Source organism: Treponema parvum (assembly GCF_017893945.1).
GTDB lineage: Bacteria > Spirochaetota > Spirochaetia > Treponematales > Treponemataceae > Treponema_D > Treponema_D parvum_A.
The window spans coordinates 1,251,039-1,267,605 of the sequence record NZ_CP054257.1 but is presented as its reverse complement, the minus strand read 5'-3'; the positions used below and the strand labels follow the sequence as shown (position 1 = coordinate 1,267,605).

Here is a 16,567-nt window from a genome sequence, read left to right as displayed (position 1 = left end):
TTATTCCTCTTGTGTATTTATACCGATTTTTTTACGGTAATCTATTATACTTGAAATAACTTTTTCAGGCGCGTCCCTAAGAATTATCTTTCTTCCCGAAAGCATGACAAGCGTAAGATCAGGGGTCTGTTCCATACTTTCAATCAGATGAGGATTTATCCAGTAAGTCTTGCCGTCCAGCCGCGTGACCTTGATCATAATGTTATTTTCTACGCTTACACCTCAAGCGTCAAGTAGAAAGCCGGAAAGTTATTCACAGCCTGCAATTACAGATGCAAAAACCGATCTCCTAAAGTATTAAATACGGCTCTCGCCGATTTTAAACTACCCATTATGAGTATCGGAAAAACTCGAACGTCTGTTTAGCAAAAGAATAATAGTGAGACTGCCGCAATATATAAAAACCCGAAAAGGCGGCTGTAAAAACAGCGTTATTGCAGCAATGTTCCCTATTGTCTTTTTCAAACAGCTTTTGTATCGTATTAAGGAAGTACTGATTAATTCGCATTCGAATTAATCAGTATTCCATTAAAAGAGGTGTTAATATGGATCCGCATATCCTTGTCATAGAAGACGTTCCCGAAATGGCAGATCTTATTTCGATGTATTTGAAAAAATCCAATATGAAGGTTACGTCTGCGGGAACTGCGGAAAAGGCGCTTGAAATTTTAGATACGATTCACCCCGACCTTCTGCTTTTGGATTTGAATTTGCCGGGGATGAGCGGATTCGACTTTCTTGAACGGTTCAGAAAAAAATATGGAGCATCCGTGCCCGTCATAATAGTTTCGGCGCGGGATTCCGACGAAGACATCATAAACGGACTTGGTATAGGAGCGGACGAATTTGTGACCAAACCTTTTTCTCCGCGGGTTTTGGTAGCCAGAGTGGAAAGCAGTCTTAGACGCAAAGCCGAAACCGCGGCTGCGGCGGAAGAATGTATAAAATTCGGAAATTTCACGGTTCTTTTAAACAGCTGCGTGCTTAAGCAGGGCGCCGTAAAGATTCCTCTTTCAACAAAGGAATATGAAATGCTCGAGTACATACTCAAACACAAAGGGCAAACCCTTTCGCCCGAGACGATCTATAAGGACGTTTGGAAAAACCGGTACGGAGACCTTACCGCCGTGGCCGTATACGTACAAAGGCTTCGCAAAAAAATAGAAAAAAATCCCGCCGATCCTGTCTATATTAAGACGGTATTCGGACAAGGATACAGATTTGAAGATCCGGACAAATGAAGTTAAAAAATCAATTTAAACTTTTTATTGCAGGAAGCATAATAATTCCTCTTTTGTGCGCCGTCGCTCTGCCGGTTTATTATTATTTTACGGATCCCAAGCACGCTTTGCTCAGGGATTACGGTAAAACGCATAAAATATGGGATTCTTTTATTTCAAAAAACGACCGGAATACTCTTAGGGAAATAATAAAGCAGATGCCGCCCAATATCGAATCCGCCATAATCATGAATCACAGGTACGTATTGCTTTCGAATATTCCCGAATTAAAAACAGGCGGAGAAATCGACGACAGCGTTCTTTTTACGACGCTTGAAATCAACAGTAAAAAATATTTTTATCAGTTTGTAGCGGCTGCTCTTGAAGAGGATTCGGCGGATATTCTGATCATACGAAGAATTCCCCGTGAAGACGCACCTAAAAAAATTCCGCATATTCAGATAATGATGGGAATGCTCTTTACGCTGCTCGTAACCGAATTGTTTACCGTCGTCTTTATCGTAAAAATTTCAAATACTATTTCCCGCTCGATCAGCATTTTAGGCGAAAACACAAGGCGGATCGCGGACGGAGAACTTGACGTAGAACTGCACGCCGACATAAACGCGAAGTACAGCAACGAGATAACGTCGCTCACGGAAAACCTCGACAAGATGCGAAGGATTTTAAAAGAAAGTCAGGAACGCCGCACAAGGTTTATCATGGGTATAAGCCACGACTTGCGCACTCCTGTAGCGGTAATAAAGGGGTATACGGAAGCGATAGCCGACGGCATAGCCGACGATCCTGAAATGATAAAAAATGCGCTCGATATAATAGGAGCAAAAACCGATCAGCTTGAAACCATGATCGAAACGCTTATAAATTACGTAAAACTGAATAACAGCGATCTGAAAGAAACGCTTTCCAATCAGCTCATAGAGCCGGTTTTAAAAGAATTTGCAGAAAGCGCGGTTATGACCGGTAAGGTTTTCAAACGCAGCATATCGTCTTCAATAAATGTATCTGAAACATTGTCGCTTCCGTTCAACAAACAGCTTTTATTGCGCGCTCTTGAAAACATATACTCTAACGCTTTGCGCTATAGCCGAGACGGAGACCTCATATCAATAGCGGCCGAAGAAGATAAAAATGACGTAAGAATTTCCATTTCCGACACGGGAATCGGTATCGACAAATCGGAGAGGGAACGCATATTCGACCTGTTTTACAAAGCGAGCAATTCCAGGCGTGAAGAAGGCATGGGCATAGGGCTTTCCGTAGTCAAAAATATCGCGGACGCACACGGCTGGAAGATCGATGTTGAAGAAAACAAGGGCGGCGGAACAATCTTTACAATAGTGATTCCAAAAATGAATTTAAAAACAAAAGACCTTTAGAGCTAAGCGCGTAATTTATTCCGGGATTAAGGTTGTCGCCCGTACGGCGTAAGGCGAGCTTTTTCTTTTCCCAGCGGTAAAAACAGCCGCCGTCAAAATCGCCAAGCCTTATACCCAAGTCGCCGCCGAAGCGTTTTTTGTATACTGAAGAATTAATTCCCGCTCTAAGCCTCAGCCCCATCATCAAAAACTCAAATTCCTGCGTTTTCAGGTCAAGAATTTCCGTATTCCGTGCGGATTTTAATAAGTTTTCACAGTGAAAAAAATTTGAAACGCCAACCTCGTTCCAAAAAGAAATATACCGACCGATATCGGCCGTATTCGTCCAGCGCACGCCCTCTTCGGATGAATTTCGGCAGGAATACACGGCGCCGCTCGCCCCCGCCCCCACGCCTACATAATTTTCAAGGCGCCAATAAACCTTATTGTGAGCGCTTTCAAATTCCGGCTTTGAAAAATTTGAAACCTCATACTGCGGATATCCGTTTTTTTCAAGAAAATTTCTGCCGCATATCCAGCATGAATCCGCGGCGCCGTAATCGTACGGCATACGTCCCGAAAGAATTTCTTTACCCAAGGGAGTTTTTTTTTCTACGCTCAGCGCATAAAGGGAAATATGATCGGGACAAAAAGACATCAAAGTCGAAATATTTTGTTTAAGCTGCTTTTTGCTTTCCTGCGGGAAACCCGCGATCAGATCCGCAGAAAAGCGGCGTTTCCATTTTTTTTGTATAAGGTTCAAGGCGGCAAGGTTTATATCTTTCGTACAGCGGCGCCCCAAGCCTTTAAGAATTTCATCGTCAAAGGTCTGTATTCCTACTGAAAGCCTGTTCACACCAGCGTCTTCAGCCGCAAAAAGAAGATCGGGTGAAACATCGTCGGGATTCATCTCAACGGTTATCTCACATCCGGCGGGAAAAAGCGCCGTACGCGAAATTCCTTTTAAAAGCGACAAAATCTGCGACGAAGTCATGAGACTCGGAGTTCCGCCGCCTATGTAGACCGTACGCCAACTGTCCACGCCGTATTTTTTTGCATAAAACTCCGCTTCAAAAATTACGGCTCTTATATACTCGTCGGGAATTTTATTTAAAGCGCATTCTACGCTGAAAAAATCACAATAACCGCATTTTTTTTTACAAAACGGGATATGTATGTAAAGCGAAACGGAACCGGACATAAGGGCGGATCAGAATATTCGCATACCGCTCAACGGGAAATATTGGAACAATCCCTTGCCGACGATCGAACGGCGGCTTAAACTTTCCCAAAGTCTCGAATCCAAAGAGCAGGTTCTGTTGTCGCCTAGAACAAAGTATTCGTCTTTGTCCAAAAAAACAGGATCAAAGTTACCTATGGAGCCTAGAGCTGAATCCCACTCGGAATTTAAAGGATCGATGGAAACCTGATACGGAATTTTCATATATTCGAATTCCGTAAGAAAATATTGCTGCCCTGCGGGCTTTATGTAAAGCACATAATCCTTCATGTATATCGTATCGCCGGGAAGCCCGACCGCGCGCCGCAAAAGAGGCTTTTCCGCACCCCTAGCCATTGAAAACGGAAAAATTCGCTGGCCGGTAAAAAAAGCGGCTACATAATCCAGAGCCCTCAATGCAAACGGTATCTTTACCGCTTCCTTCGGCTGAACAAGAATAAGCTCTCCACGTTTAATTTCATTATATAACCGGCTTATCATTATACACGCGCCGGGAGAAACGGACGGTTCCATAGAGACGGATTTTTGTCTTACGGGAAAAACGAAAAAGTTCAATATGATCGTTATAAAAACGCAAAGGAATACAAAAGATAAGACGCTTACGATAATGCGCAGGTGAAGCTGCCGTTTTAATTCATATGAAAGTTCATAAAGATCGTTTTTTTTCATAAAATCAGAATATCACAATGCAAATACTGAAGCAATCATAAGTTGAAAACAGATCGGCTATAACGTATATTATATGTGATGAGTGAAGAACGAAAGCTTATAGCTGCAAATAAAAAAGCCCGATTTAACTACAGTATTCAAGAATCAATTGAATGCGGTATAGTTTTGGAAGGAACCGAAGTAAAGTCCGTAAAAGCGGGAAATATTTCATTTCCCGACGCTTTTGCCGAAATTATAAACATGGAAGTTTGGGTAAAAGGTTTGCATATTTCAGAATATTCGTTTTCATCCGTGTTCAATCATAACCCGGACAGGCCGAAAAAGCTCCTTTTGCACAGGGAAGAGATAAAGCGTCTGGTTAGGAAAACGGACGAAAAAGGATTTACTCTGATCCCTCTGGATTTTTATCTAAAAAAAGGTCGAGTGAAGATAACGCTCGGTCTTTGCAAGGGCAAAAAACTGTTCGATAAACGAGCTGATATAAAAGCGCGCGACGTCAAGCGCGATTTACAAAGGGAATTAAGGCAAAATCAGAGATGAAGCGTTTTTTTAGTTTTTTTGTTTTATGCTTTTCTCTTTTATGCGTAAACTTCGTAAACGCGCAGGCGGAATTCCAACAGCTAAACGTCGATTTTTACGGAGTGTATTCGTCTTCGGGCGATAAAAACATGATAGACATGACGCGGAATTTATATTTTGCTCAGCTAAAAGAGATGAATTTCGTCACCGTCAAAGACAAAAGCGCGGACGCATTTTTTACCACGGAGGGAAGCGAGGCCTTTATCGTTTTAAAAGAACCTCCGGCGACCGGTACGGATTCCGTTATTTTTTTTGTAGAGATAGAAACGTCGGGGAACGGCAACTGGAAAAGCATACTGCACGCGCAATCGCAAGATTCGTCCAGAAAGTCCGTGTTAAAAAAAGAATACACATCGTACTACAAAATACTCACCGAAGCGAAAAGCGCAATAGAAGAAACGCTCCGCGACTACATGGATCACATGGATCACACAGAACAGCCGTCCGATTTTCCGGAACAACAGCAATCCAAGCCGCAAAAATCGGCCGCCGCGCTCCAGGCGACTACGGAATCCATCGCAGGAACGTGGCAGGGAGAAAATTTCATAGATAAAATCGTCATATTGCGCGGCGGCCGCGGCTTTATAATTTACAAAAACGGCGCCACTATGAATATACTTGTTTCCGTACAGGAAAATGCTGACGGATCTTCCGTAGTGAGCATTACGCAGGCGGGAAAATCAAACGCTTCGTTTTTTCCCGAGCTTCCCAGAAAGACCGCCCTTGAAAACGCTCCCACGGCGGCTCCTCTTGAATGGCTGCTTACGCTTACGGACTTGAACACCATGCAGGGAAGCAAAAAAACTCTTGTAGAAGATAAAAACGCACCGACGGGAGCCGCACAGGGAACGGCGGAAGTTACGTGGACGAGAAAATAATCAGGAATTTCACCGCAGGTTACGCAACAAGGCTCCAAGCGGCGCCGGGATATCGAATCTCCGCACGAATGAGCCGGCGGTAAAAAAATCCCGCGAACGCGCCGTTCGCGGGATTAAATATAGCTTCAGCAGGCTTTAAAGCTCTACCTTAACTTCGCCCTGCCTTAAAATCTTTATGCAGGGCTGAACCAAGCTCACTATAGTCGACGGAAGAGCGTCTTCGGTATCGCCTGAATCGACGATCAAATCGCAATCTTTTTCAAATTCCAAGCATATCTCGCTTATCTTATTCAACACGGGGCGGCCGCTTCTGTTTACGCTCGTCGAATATATCGGAAAACCGCAGGCGGCTATGACGCTACGAAGCCATGCGTCTCCGGGACAGCGGAAAGCGGTAGTTTTATCGGAATTTTTGTTTTTTACGATCAAGGTCAGCGCGCCGGGCCATTTTTCCAAAAGTTTTAAAGGAATTTCAGTATCCGTGTACTTGTATATGTCTTCGGGGCGAGCGATAAGCTCTATCATCGGCTTGGATTCGCTGCGGCCCTTTATGCGCCGGATAAGCTCGGCCGTTTTAAATGCGATCCCGCTTCCGTATCCGTCCGCAATACCTGAAAAACCGTAAACCGTGTCCGTAGGCAATATCACGATTTTTCCTTTACGTAGTAACGAAGACGCCTTTAACGCAGAATCCTCATCAGACTTGCGGCAGATCATATATGGGAATTCCCCTTATTTTTTTACCGTTGTTTCCGTGTCTTGAGCCGAGTTTACGGCTGTAATCGGTTAAAAACAGAATGCTTAAAGCGATAAAAAACACCGTCATGGCAAACGCTTTACACACCCACTCCGAAATATAAAGAACCGACTGCCTTTTTAAGACGGTTCCCGTATTATACAACGTTACCGGAGCGGCGTGAAGTCCCGTTATTTTTACAAGTTTTTCATTTTCGCCCACATAGCCCAGTTTTTTTGCATACGCGGCGATCACATCAGGATCTTTTTGAAGAGCGGTGTATTCGAGCGTCAGCTCGTCGTTTATTTTTTGAATGCCTGCAGTGTGAAGGCTTAAAAGACGTTTCTGTTCGTTTAACTGTTTTTCAGACCACAGCCCGTTTTGTCCGACGGTGAGAGAAAGAGCTACATAGGAAAAAACTCCGAAAAAAGCGGCGATCAAAAAAGAAAAACATTTCATTATATGTATTTGTATCGACATAAATTCGTTTTTTCTGGATTATTATTTTAAAGTTATGTGTTATATTATATGGTATACTGTGATAAAATATTTCAGTTTTGATTAAAATATACCGATATTCATAAGGTAACGGCATTTGAGCAGATCGTAAAACCAGCTGAAAAACACGCTCTCTCATATGTTTATGCAAAATCTATTGCCTTGCGGTAACAAGGGAAATATAAAGAGGGGATTGTATGATAGATTCCGATAACAAAAATGCTCTTGACAACTACGGAGTATGGGTAAAAAAGAGCCCCAAAGACATTCCATCGGAAGACAGTTCGCCGGACATGGCGGCGGAAGATTCTTTTGACATAGCCGCAGACTTGCCGGACTTTTCCTCGATTGACGACCAGGCCGATAATTCCGCTTCAAAAGACAACTTTGCCGCAGGAGAAACTTCTCTCACAAGCGAAGAACTGCTCAACATAACGGACAATATAACAGAAACGGATTCCGTTGAAAGCGGAAAACCCTCAGACGACGCAAACAAAGACGGCGGCGATATTTTCGATCCGCCTTTAGAAGATACTAAAGATATTTCGGACAACGATCCGTTCGATATTTCCTTTGACGACAGCGCACAAGAGAATAAACAAAAAGGCGGAAGTCAGAAAGAATACGAATTACCCGACATAGACGACATGCTTCAGGAAAATTCCGCCGCAAATCCTCTTCCCACCTTTGACGACATAGAGCTGACAGACGAAGTAAAAGAAGAAACAAAGAATGAACAATCGTCCGATGAAGATTTTTTTGCGGACATAGATTTCGATGAAAAAGACGACAATGCGTCCGGCAAATCCGAAACGATCGATATAGACGAAAACATAGCCGAAAATGCCGATACGACGGATGAAATTTCATGGGGAAATGACATACCGGTATCGGATGAAGATACGGTTTCTACGACAGATACGGATACGGCGATCAGCACAGATTCGGATGAAAATTTTGAAATTCCCGAAGAAGAAAAAATCGAATCTGAAAAACCGGAGGGAGAGGGCGAAGATATTGCGGCTGAACATAACACCTTTGTTCCCGACATATTCGACGAAGAGACGGCATCTTTTACCGACGAAGTGCTTGACCATGATGTAAAAGAAGATCAGCCTTACGCTGCCTCGCCGTCCGACGATCAAAAATTTTCAGTCGACGCGAAAGATGAAATAATAAATCGCAGCAACGCGATACTCGAACAGATTCAAAAAGAACTTTTATCGCTTCAAAATGAAATTTCTTCGCTTAAAAACGATTTCGCCGAATTTAAAAACGGCAATGTGAAACCTGAAAGCGCAAGCGTTTCGGACGCTGAAAAAGGAGGCTTTTTCAGCGACATCGACGAAGACGAAACCATATCGCTGTCGGGCGACGAACTTAACAACATAATGAACAATGCCGATTTTACTGAAGAACAGGATACGGCGCAGGCTCCTAATGAAGACGCTACGGCCTTAAACAACGTTCCCGATACGGAAAGCGCCGACGAAATTGCTTCAATTCCTACACCGGCCGACGACGATCTTTCAATAGATTTCGACAGCGAACAATTGGAAGAGCCTTCCGCAGAAGATTTAAAACAGGACGAAAACCTAGAAGATTCGGAAATTATCCCTGAAGAAATGTCCGTCCCAAAAATCGAAGACGTGTTGGTCGAGTCATCGTCCGTAGATCTTATCGATTCGGCGGGTTCGCAGGATTCGTCCGAGTCGCTCGAGGATAATGCTGAAACTTCGTTCGCAGAGATTAACGATACGGCGGAAGATTCACCCGCAGAACTTGATAGTGCGGAGGATTTCGAGTCTGTTTCAGATGAAAAAGACGATGCTTCGGCGGAACTGCCGCCGATGGAAGATTTTTTTGAAGACGTGCAGACGGTTCAGGAAAGCGGCGGACAAGAAGATGCGGATTTAAATACTCTGGATGAATTATATCCCCAGGATCCCCCGATCGCGGATGCGCTTACTGAAGACACTTTAAATTATCTTAATAAAGATTCCGAACAGGAAATCGAAGCCCTTGAAGAAACGGCAAAACACATTCCTCCTTCAAACGAAGCGGACTCAACTTCTACGGGAATACCGCAAGACCTTACAAAAGACATTAAGGCCGTTCTTTCATACATGGATCAGCTTTTGGAAAACCTTCCGGACGAAAAAATTTCGGAATTCGCGCGGTCGGAACAATTCGTCACTTATAAAAAGCTGTTTACAGAGCTCGGATTGGCTTAAATGGGATTGCTAAAGGAAGCGTTGCTTTTTTCCCGAACGGCAGAGACAGGGCAAAGCGGCGGACTGCTTTCCAAGATTGAAAAATCCGCTTCTCCTTCCGATTTTTATCAGTGGGCGAAGCAAAATAATTTTGAGCATGCGGCGGTTTTTAAGCCTTACGAAAAAAAATACGTGATGGCGGACGCCGTAGGAATCGACGCAGTGACCGTCTGTTCGTCGGTTTCAAGCCGCGATTTTTTTTACGGAACTTTTTTACAAAAAGACGGCTGGCAGTCCGTCTTTACGGGAACAAAGCCGGCGGAACCGTTTTATCAGCTTCTTTCGGAAGATTATAAAGAATCCGTAAAGCGCATAGATTTTTTGAAACTTGAAAGCGGCGGCGAATCCCCCGTGATCATGATCTTTTCTTTCGATTCGAAAGAAAAAGTCCTGCCTTTTCCCGTTTCGATTAATACAAAAGACGGCGATGCCGGGCAAACGGCCGAGCTTTCGGTAGATCCGCCTTCAAAACCCGCTCACCTTTTCCTTATCTCTTTAAAGACTGCTATAAAAGAAAGCCTTGCCGCATCAGGTCTTTACGACGACGATATAAACTCACTACTTGAAAAAACCGTATATAAGGAACTTTTCAGGATACTGCAGACTTCGCTTTCAAACGATCATATATGTTTTAAAGGACAAAACGATGAAATAAAAGCGGCGATGTTTTTTGGCGAAGAACTCGATCCCCTGCTTTTACAAACGCACATTTCAAAAGCTTTTAAAGTCATACTAGGTGGAAAAGCCGCATCAAAAGTCCTTTTACTTTCAGTAGGAATCTCGAAAAATCCGGCAGAAATCCGCAATTTTTTACTTACAGGCTGAAAGAGGAAGCTCTTTATGGAGATTTCTTTTTTCCGTGCAAAAAACGGCAACGAAACCTGTTCCGTAGACGGAATAAATATACATTCGTCGTATGATCCGCAAAAGGAAGCCGAACGCTTTGCAGAAAATTTGGAAATCCCCTTCACTCCTTCTCACATATTAATAACGGAACCGGCTCTTTCGTACTGTCTTGAAAAACTCCGCTTAAGGTTTCCGCTTACAAAATTTCTTGCAGTCCGTTACTGCAGCTGTTTTAAAAACAAGGATAAAAACTGGGACAAAGTCTTTTACTTCGATCCGGAAAAATCCCTTGAAAATGAAATTTTCGATTTTTTGGGTGAAGAAGGAATTTTAAACTGTTTTTTTGCCGCATGGCAGCCGTCTTCAAAAGCCTTTGAAAAACAAAACAGCCTCGCATGGCTTGAAATAAAGGCCGCCGTAGAAAAAAGCCGGGCGGTTCTGGCAACGCGCTCCTATTTTGCAAAAAGATGGCTTAAAAACTCGTGCCGTTTTTTCCTGGAAATAAACAGGATTGTCGAAGCGCAAAATATCCGCTTGGGAAATTCTCCGGTATTTATCACGGCGTCGGGGCCGAGCCTTAAAAATTCAATCCCGTATTTAAAAAAATACAGAGACGGAATCTTTATCATTGCGCTTTCTTCGTCGATAGAAGCGCTGCTATATGACGGCTTGATTCCCGATATGTGCATTTCTACCGACGGAGGATACTACGCAAAAAAACACCTTGAAATCCTTGAACGCTGTAGAAAAAATGATATTTTGCTGGCCTTAAGCTGCGAATCCTGCTGCCCCACAAAAATTTTAAAAATCTTTCCCGTAATTCCTTTAAGTTACGGTGATTTTCCTGAAAAAAATTTTTTCGACGCGTTCGGCGTAAAAGCGGCGCCCGCTGTCAGAAACGGAACCGTAAGCGGTACGGCGGTGCAATTTGCGCTTTCGATAACGTCCGGAAACGTTTATTTTTGCGGATTGGACATGGCTCAGACGAAAGGATTTCAGCACGTTCAGCCGAATGCGCTTGAAAACGAACATAAAAACACATGCGGCCGTCTCAGCCCGCTCTTAAGCCGAACCACAAAAGCGGAATTTTATTCGCCCGTGATGGAAATATACCGCAGCTGGTTTTCAAATCAAAAAAAAGAATTTTACAAGCGCGTAAGGCGGATAAGCTGCAATTTTAAGTATTCAAACAAACTCGGAGATATGGAAGATTCGGATTGGGCCGATTTTTCTCCGGAAAAAAATGTTTTAATTCCGTCATTTTTAGAAACTTCCATGCTTGAAAAAAAACAAACGCGCATAAAAAAGATGGAAGATCTCATAGATTCCCTTTCAGCCGATACGACAGGAGGAAAAACCGACGAATGGCTTAAAAACGCTTTTCCGGCTGACTATATATGCTTTAAACGGAGCATTTCAGAGGAAGACCGAAAACGTTTCAGACGGATTCTCGTAACCAAAAATAAAGACTTAACAGCGTCTTTACGGCGGATTTTAGATGAACATGTTGTATGAAAAAATCATAGAAGCAAAAAACTCTTTGCCCGTACCCGTTTTTTTTGACGGAAGGCCAATGCATTCAAAATATGATCCCGAAGCTGAAGCGCACTCTTTTACCGGGCAGCTTCCTGAAAAATCCTCGTTCGTTGTAATTCTAGGGATAGGCGGAGGATACCACATACGCTCGGTGCTCGAACGTTTCCCCGGCGCAAGGATAATCGCAGTAGAAAATTCCGCAAAGGACATTTCGTTCATATCAAAAATTCCGTGCGTTCAGGATCTGATGAAAAACGGAAATGTGATATTTTGCGCTGCAGAAAACGGAAACGAAGCCGCCCAACTTTTAAAGACGCTGTATATTCCCGCGTTGCACAAGGATCTTAATATTCTGATTCAAAGGGCGTGGGGGACTGCCGCCGAAAAAAAAGTGAAAAACATAATATCGGAGTTAAAAAAAGAACTTTCCTCAATATCGGCGGATTATTCGGTGCAAAGTCATTTCGGTAAAATATGGCAATATAATATCGTGCGGAATTTACTGTTTTTAAATAAGGCTTTAAAAAGCAAAGACGGCCGAATAAATGAAAAAACGGTTTTTCCCGTAGAAAAGACCGCCGCCGTCGTTGCAGCAGGGCCGAGCCTTGACGATTCCGTAAAAAAATTAAAAATGGAAAGAAAAAATTATTATATAATTTCAACCGACACCGCCTTGGGGACGCTTTTAAAACACAATATAAAACCCGACGCAGTCGTTTCCATAGACGGCCAATTTATTTCACACGCGCATTTTATGCTTGAAATACCCGGCGGCATCCTATTTGTCTTTGACGTCTGTGCGTCTCCGTGCGCCGTCCGCCGCGTTTACGCTTTAAAGAACAGGATCCTGTTTGTAAGAACGGGGCATCCCATGCTGTCGTCCGAAAAAGATTTTATGAATTTGGAAACGGGAGCGGGAACTGTAACGATAGCTGCGGCCGATTTTGCCGCAAAAGCGGGTTTTTCAAACATCGAAATGTTCGGAGCGGATTTTGCATACATTTCGGGAAAGCCTTATGCGAGAGGCACGTATCTTGAAAGCGGATTTTATTCTCAGTCATACAGGCTTTGTTCGGCCGAGCAAAGATACTGCGCATTGATGTTCCGCACTCCGCTCATACCGGATGCGGGAAACCCGGTGATCCGCACAACTCAAATACTCAATTCATATAAAAACACGTTTAGAATATGGAAGGAAAAGTTGAAAACGAATCGCACCGCTCTTCCCCATAGGATTGAAAATCCTCAAAATTTTGATTTTTCGGTTTTTATGAAACACTTAAGCGACCGATCGAATTTCTTCGCTTTTTTGCCATTTATCGCTTTTTTGCGAAAAAATCCTGAATTAAAAGACAAAGAATTCGACGAACTGCTAAAACTTGCACAGACATCTCTCTTACGTTATAATTATAAGATATGAAATCCAAAAAGATCGGTATTGTTTCCGGCGTTATTTCAGTCATATTTTTGCTGACTGTCGCAAATCTTATCGTAAGCACCGTAAAAGATTATCGAAAAGGCATAAAAGATTCTTCCGAGAATTTTTTATCGCTATCGAAAAAGACATCGGATATTATTTCAGAGACTCCCGTTCTTTCGGAAAAATTCATACCGTATTTTGTAAACGAAGTTTCAAAAGCCGCAAACCTTTTTTCCGTCCGGCTGGAATATAACGGCAAAATGCTGTACGAGTTTCCTCCGAATCAAACGGGCGCCGATTCCCCCCTTGTAAAAACTTTTACTACGCATATAGAAGCACCCGAAGGGACTATCGTCCTTACCGAAACTTTGTATCTTCTTACGCCCTATTCGATATTCGACAACGCCCGCATCGCCTTTTTTATAATACTTCTGGGAACGCTTATCACTGCGATAATGCTTTTATACGTATATCTTTCTGAAAAAGCGCCTGAAGCCGCCGGTATGGAAGCAAACAATTTAAACGCTTCAGATGACACAGCCGGCGGCGCTTTTGATTTAGGCATGGAAGATTTTACGATCGGAGACGATTATCCGCAGGAAAGCGAAGGTGCCGAAGGCATTGAAAACGGCGAAGCGGCGGCGGAAAGCTTGGAAGAATATAACACAGATGAAAGTTTTGACGCCGAAAACAAAGGAACTGAAGCGGCATGCGATGAAAGCACGAGCGCTGAAGACACGGGCACCGGCGAACTCTCAAACGCGACGGAAACAGCTGAAAAGGCCGGCGAAAAAACGGGCGATGAAAAAATAATCGAATCCGAATGGATAGACGACGTTCCCGTAGACACACCCCAGCTAGATCGGGAACAGCCCGCAAATACTGCGCCTCACAAGGACGAAGAGCTTTTTTCTCCGTTGACGGGATTTTGCAGAGAGGCATATTTAAAAATACGGCTTGAAGATGAATTGGTAAGAGCCGCGTCAGTCGAGCAGGATCTTTCGTTTTTAATAATACGGATTCCGGGACTTGAACTTTCCGACGAACGCATAAAAAAAGTCGTTCCTGTAATTAAAGAATATTTCAGTTTTGTAGATATGATTTTTGAATTCGGCGACGACGGCTTTGCCGTAATACGGCCTGCGATAAACCTCGATACCGCTTTGGGTATAGCCGAAAATTTTCATGGCGAGCTTATCACTGTCTTACGCAGCGAAGGATTAAATATGATGCCTGCGATCGGTATTTCAGCGCGTTCGCTTCGCCTGATTTCATGCGACAGGTTGATTGCAGAATCGGAGCAGGCTGCGGAACACGCTCTAAACGACGCAAATTCTCCGATCGTCGCCTTCCGCGTAGACCCGGAAAAATACCGCAAATTTCTAGCTCAAAATTAACTTGGACACACGTGGGGCCGACCGGTAGTAATCGACGCGTCGGGCGCATTTATTCGGTTGAAGCGGCTTTCTTGCTTGGCGCAAATTCTTTTGATTGAGGCGGTTTTAGCCGCCTTCACTCCCCGATGCGGGTTTGTTTTTTTCCGTATTTTCTTCTTCTTTGGCTTTTTCCGCTTTCTCGGTTCCTTCGGATATTCTTTTTTGAAAATTTTCTATGTTCGCGTTGTCCGGAAATTTATTTTTGAGATTAATCAGCTCTTTTTCCGCTAGTTCGGTCTTTTCAGTATAGATAAGCAGGGAAATATAATTGCAAAGAATTTCGGAATTATCAGGATTTTTTTTTGTCAAATCCAAATACATTTCAAGAGCCGAAGCCGTTTCACCGCTCATCGCTGTGATGTAAGCCAATGATTCCGCAAACGAAAGATTTTCAGGATCTTTTTTTATTAAATCGGTAAAAACTTTTTTCGCTTCGTCCCATCTTTTTGAAAGCGCGTACACGCGTCCCAGCTGATAATAGGATGCGCTCCTTAGGCTTTCTTCCCTCATGGCAAGTTTATAATAAGTTTCAGCCTTCGTATAATTTTTTAAATCAAAGTACGCTTCCGCGATGGAATAATATTCGGAAGCGATGTTATTCTTTACGACTTTTTGTTCGCTCGGAACGGGAACGTCTAAAACTGCTCCGGAACGGCAGGAACAGAAAAAAAATACCGCCGCTAAAAGAAAAAACATGAACGAAAAGCTTTGTAAGCGTACGGCCGGAAGCGGCACACTGCCGGAATCTCGCATTGAACACTTAGTTTTCAAAACGCACCGTTTTATTGAACAATGAAGTGGCCGGAAAATCATCACTTCCCAAGCACAGTCTGTTCGATCTTAAACAGCTGTGAGCGGTACAAGCCTGAAATATTGCTTCCGTAATCCGCAATTAGCTGGATAATATTGCGCGGAGAATCATAGTTGTCGCACCCGTTAAGGCGGTCGCCGGCATCGCCCAAACCGGGCATGATATAAGCCTTTACGTTCAAGACGGGATCAAGCCACAGGGTATAACACGTGCAGTTTTCAAGCGCGCGCGTAACTCGGATGCTTCCCTTTAATGCGGATATCACGTTGAAGAATTTTATGGACTTGGGTTTTACGCCCTGAGACTGCAAATACCGTATTACGGTAACCAAGGAACCGCCTGTGGCGTTCATGGGATCGGCAAATATGAGATCCTTGCCGTCAAGCTCTTCAAGGTTAAAAAAAGAATTTTTTAAATTGAGAACATATTCCATATTGGATTCAGTCTTTGTGTCGTCCCTGTTGATCTTAAAAAGCGCAAACGGGGTAACATAGTTATGCGACGAATACTCTTCGATTTCTTTTGACATGATCATGCTGGGAAGCAAGGCTCCTCGAAGCATTACGCACATTACGGAATTTTCGATTTTTTCGTCGATATTCGGTATTTTATGTACGGCGAAATTCTGCACCGGCGAAGTTACGGGCGTTTTTACCGTTATATAATTCTTTTTATCGCTGTGCTGGTCGGTATAGGCCATTCTAAAAAGCATTTCATACGCGCGCTGACTGTAATACATGAATTCCTGATGATTCGTATTGACGTCCCGAAGTTTTGAAATGACGCGGGAAGCTTCGGCATGGGCGCCTTCTTCGGTCACAAAAGAATAAACCTGTATGTCCGGATGTGCGGCGCAAATTTCCTGCATCGTGTGTCCCATTTTATCGTATTGGGAAATTATTTTTTCTTTGTTTTCCGGCTGAAAATACCGCATGGTCTCGCTGTACATCTCTTCAAGCCGCTCGAGATTAAGTTTATCCTGTCTTGTAAGATATCCGTCAAGGTCTTCTGCTTTTAAAATCACTCTGTCGTCAACCACGAAAAAC

General features: G+C 43.4%; 16 protein-coding genes. 9 read left to right on the top strand and 7 right to left on the bottom strand.

Going from position 1 to position 16,567, the window contains the following annotated elements:
• Complete coding sequence (locus HRI96_RS05665; RefSeq protein ID WP_210118531.1) at positions 1-198, bottom strand: flagellar FlbD family protein; 198 nt, start codon at positions 196-198, stop codon at positions 1-3.
• Positions 199-545: 347 nt separating this feature from the next.
• Here HRI96_RS05665 and HRI96_RS05660 point away from each other — a divergent pair, with 347 nt between their 5' ends.
• Together HRI96_RS05660 and HRI96_RS05655 are read left to right on the top strand one after the other, a co-directional pair.
• Positions 546-1,241, top strand: a complete 696-nt coding sequence (locus HRI96_RS05660) for a response regulator transcription factor (RefSeq protein WP_210118530.1) — start codon at positions 546-548, stop codon at positions 1,239-1,241.
• A complete protein-coding gene (locus HRI96_RS05655; protein ID WP_210118529.1) occupies positions 1,238-2,620 on the top strand; it encodes a HAMP domain-containing sensor histidine kinase in 1,383 nt (460 codons plus the stop codon). Before HRI96_RS05660 ends, HRI96_RS05655 begins: the two co-directional genes overlap by 4 nt.
• On the opposite strand, the gene hemW is transcribed toward HRI96_RS05655, so the two are convergent.
• Positions 2,574-3,800 (bottom strand): radical SAM family heme chaperone HemW, encoded by a 1,227-nt coding sequence (hemW, locus tag HRI96_RS05650; RefSeq protein ID WP_210118528.1) that lies wholly within the window; start codon positions 3,798-3,800, stop codon positions 2,574-2,576. The genes HRI96_RS05655 and hemW overlap by 47 nt on opposite strands.
• Before the next feature lie 9 nt (positions 3,801-3,809).
• Complete coding sequence (gene lepB / locus HRI96_RS05645; RefSeq protein ID WP_210118527.1) at positions 3,810-4,508, bottom strand: signal peptidase I; 699 nt, start codon at positions 4,506-4,508, stop codon at positions 3,810-3,812.
• A 78-nt stretch (positions 4,509-4,586) separates the two neighbouring features.
• Between lepB and smpB the strand changes: the two genes are divergently transcribed.
• Together smpB and HRI96_RS05635 are read left to right on the top strand one after the other, a co-directional pair.
• Positions 4,587-5,048: an SsrA-binding protein SmpB gene (gene smpB, locus HRI96_RS05640; RefSeq protein WP_210118526.1), complete on the top strand. Its 462-nt coding sequence runs from the start codon at positions 4,587-4,589 to the stop codon at positions 5,046-5,048.
• Entirely contained in the window at positions 5,045-5,965 is a 921-nt protein-coding gene (locus tag HRI96_RS05635; RefSeq protein WP_210118525.1) for a TP0183 family DNA metabolism protein, read from the top strand. The genes smpB and HRI96_RS05635 overlap by 4 nt, the downstream gene beginning before the upstream one ends.
• A gap of 135 nt (positions 5,966-6,100) precedes the next feature.
• Here HRI96_RS05635 and HRI96_RS05630 read toward each other — a convergent pair whose 3' ends face one another.
• Together HRI96_RS05630 and HRI96_RS05625 are read right to left on the bottom strand one after the other, a co-directional pair.
• Positions 6,101-6,682, bottom strand: coding sequence for an L-threonylcarbamoyladenylate synthase (locus tag HRI96_RS05630; protein ID WP_210118524.1), 582 nt, complete (start codon positions 6,680-6,682; stop codon positions 6,101-6,103).
• Positions 6,663-7,160, bottom strand: coding sequence for an FtsB family cell division protein (locus HRI96_RS05625; protein ID WP_210118523.1), 498 nt, complete (start codon positions 7,158-7,160; stop codon positions 6,663-6,665). The genes HRI96_RS05630 and HRI96_RS05625 overlap by 20 nt, the downstream gene beginning before the upstream one ends.
• Before the next feature lie 236 nt (positions 7,161-7,396).
• Between HRI96_RS05625 and HRI96_RS05620 the strand changes: the two genes are divergently transcribed.
• From HRI96_RS05620 to HRI96_RS05600, 5 genes are read left to right on the top strand one after another with little or no spacing between them, the layout of a single operon-like run.
• Positions 7,397-9,433, top strand: coding sequence for a midas domain-containing protein (locus HRI96_RS05620; RefSeq protein ID WP_210118522.1), 2,037 nt, complete (start codon positions 7,397-7,399; stop codon positions 9,431-9,433).
• Positions 9,434-10,297 carry a hypothetical protein gene (locus tag HRI96_RS05615; protein ID WP_210118521.1) on the top strand — a complete coding sequence of 288 codons (864 nt, stop codon included), beginning with the start codon at positions 9,434-9,436 and terminating at the stop codon, positions 10,295-10,297.
• A 15-nt stretch (positions 10,298-10,312) separates the two neighbouring features.
• Complete coding sequence (locus tag HRI96_RS05610; protein WP_210118520.1) at positions 10,313-11,833, top strand: 6-hydroxymethylpterin diphosphokinase MptE-like protein; 1,521 nt, start codon at positions 10,313-10,315, stop codon at positions 11,831-11,833.
• Positions 11,817-13,274, top strand: a complete 1,458-nt coding sequence (locus tag HRI96_RS05605; RefSeq protein ID WP_210118519.1) for a 6-hydroxymethylpterin diphosphokinase MptE-like protein — start codon at positions 11,817-11,819, stop codon at positions 13,272-13,274. Before HRI96_RS05610 ends, HRI96_RS05605 begins: the two co-directional genes overlap by 17 nt.
• Positions 13,271-14,671 carry a nucleotidyl cyclase domain-containing protein gene (locus HRI96_RS05600; RefSeq protein WP_210118518.1) on the top strand — a complete coding sequence of 467 codons (1,401 nt, stop codon included), beginning with the start codon at positions 13,271-13,273 and terminating at the stop codon, positions 14,669-14,671. The genes HRI96_RS05605 and HRI96_RS05600 overlap by 4 nt, the downstream gene beginning before the upstream one ends.
• Positions 14,672-14,776: 105 nt before the next feature.
• On the opposite strand, the gene HRI96_RS05595 is transcribed toward HRI96_RS05600, so the two are convergent.
• Both HRI96_RS05595 and HRI96_RS05590 read right to left on the bottom strand, forming a co-directional pair.
• The gene (locus HRI96_RS05595) at positions 14,777-15,406 is read right to left on the bottom strand and encodes a tetratricopeptide repeat protein (protein ID WP_210118517.1); all 630 of its coding nucleotides are present in this window, start codon (positions 15,404-15,406) and stop codon (positions 14,777-14,779) included.
• 116 nt (positions 15,407-15,522) lie between these two features.
• Positions 15,523-16,560 carry a uracil phosphoribosyltransferase gene (locus HRI96_RS05590; protein ID WP_210118516.1) on the bottom strand — a complete coding sequence of 346 codons (1,038 nt, stop codon included), beginning with the start codon at positions 16,558-16,560 and terminating at the stop codon, positions 15,523-15,525.
• Positions 16,561-16,567: the final 7 nt, after the last annotated feature.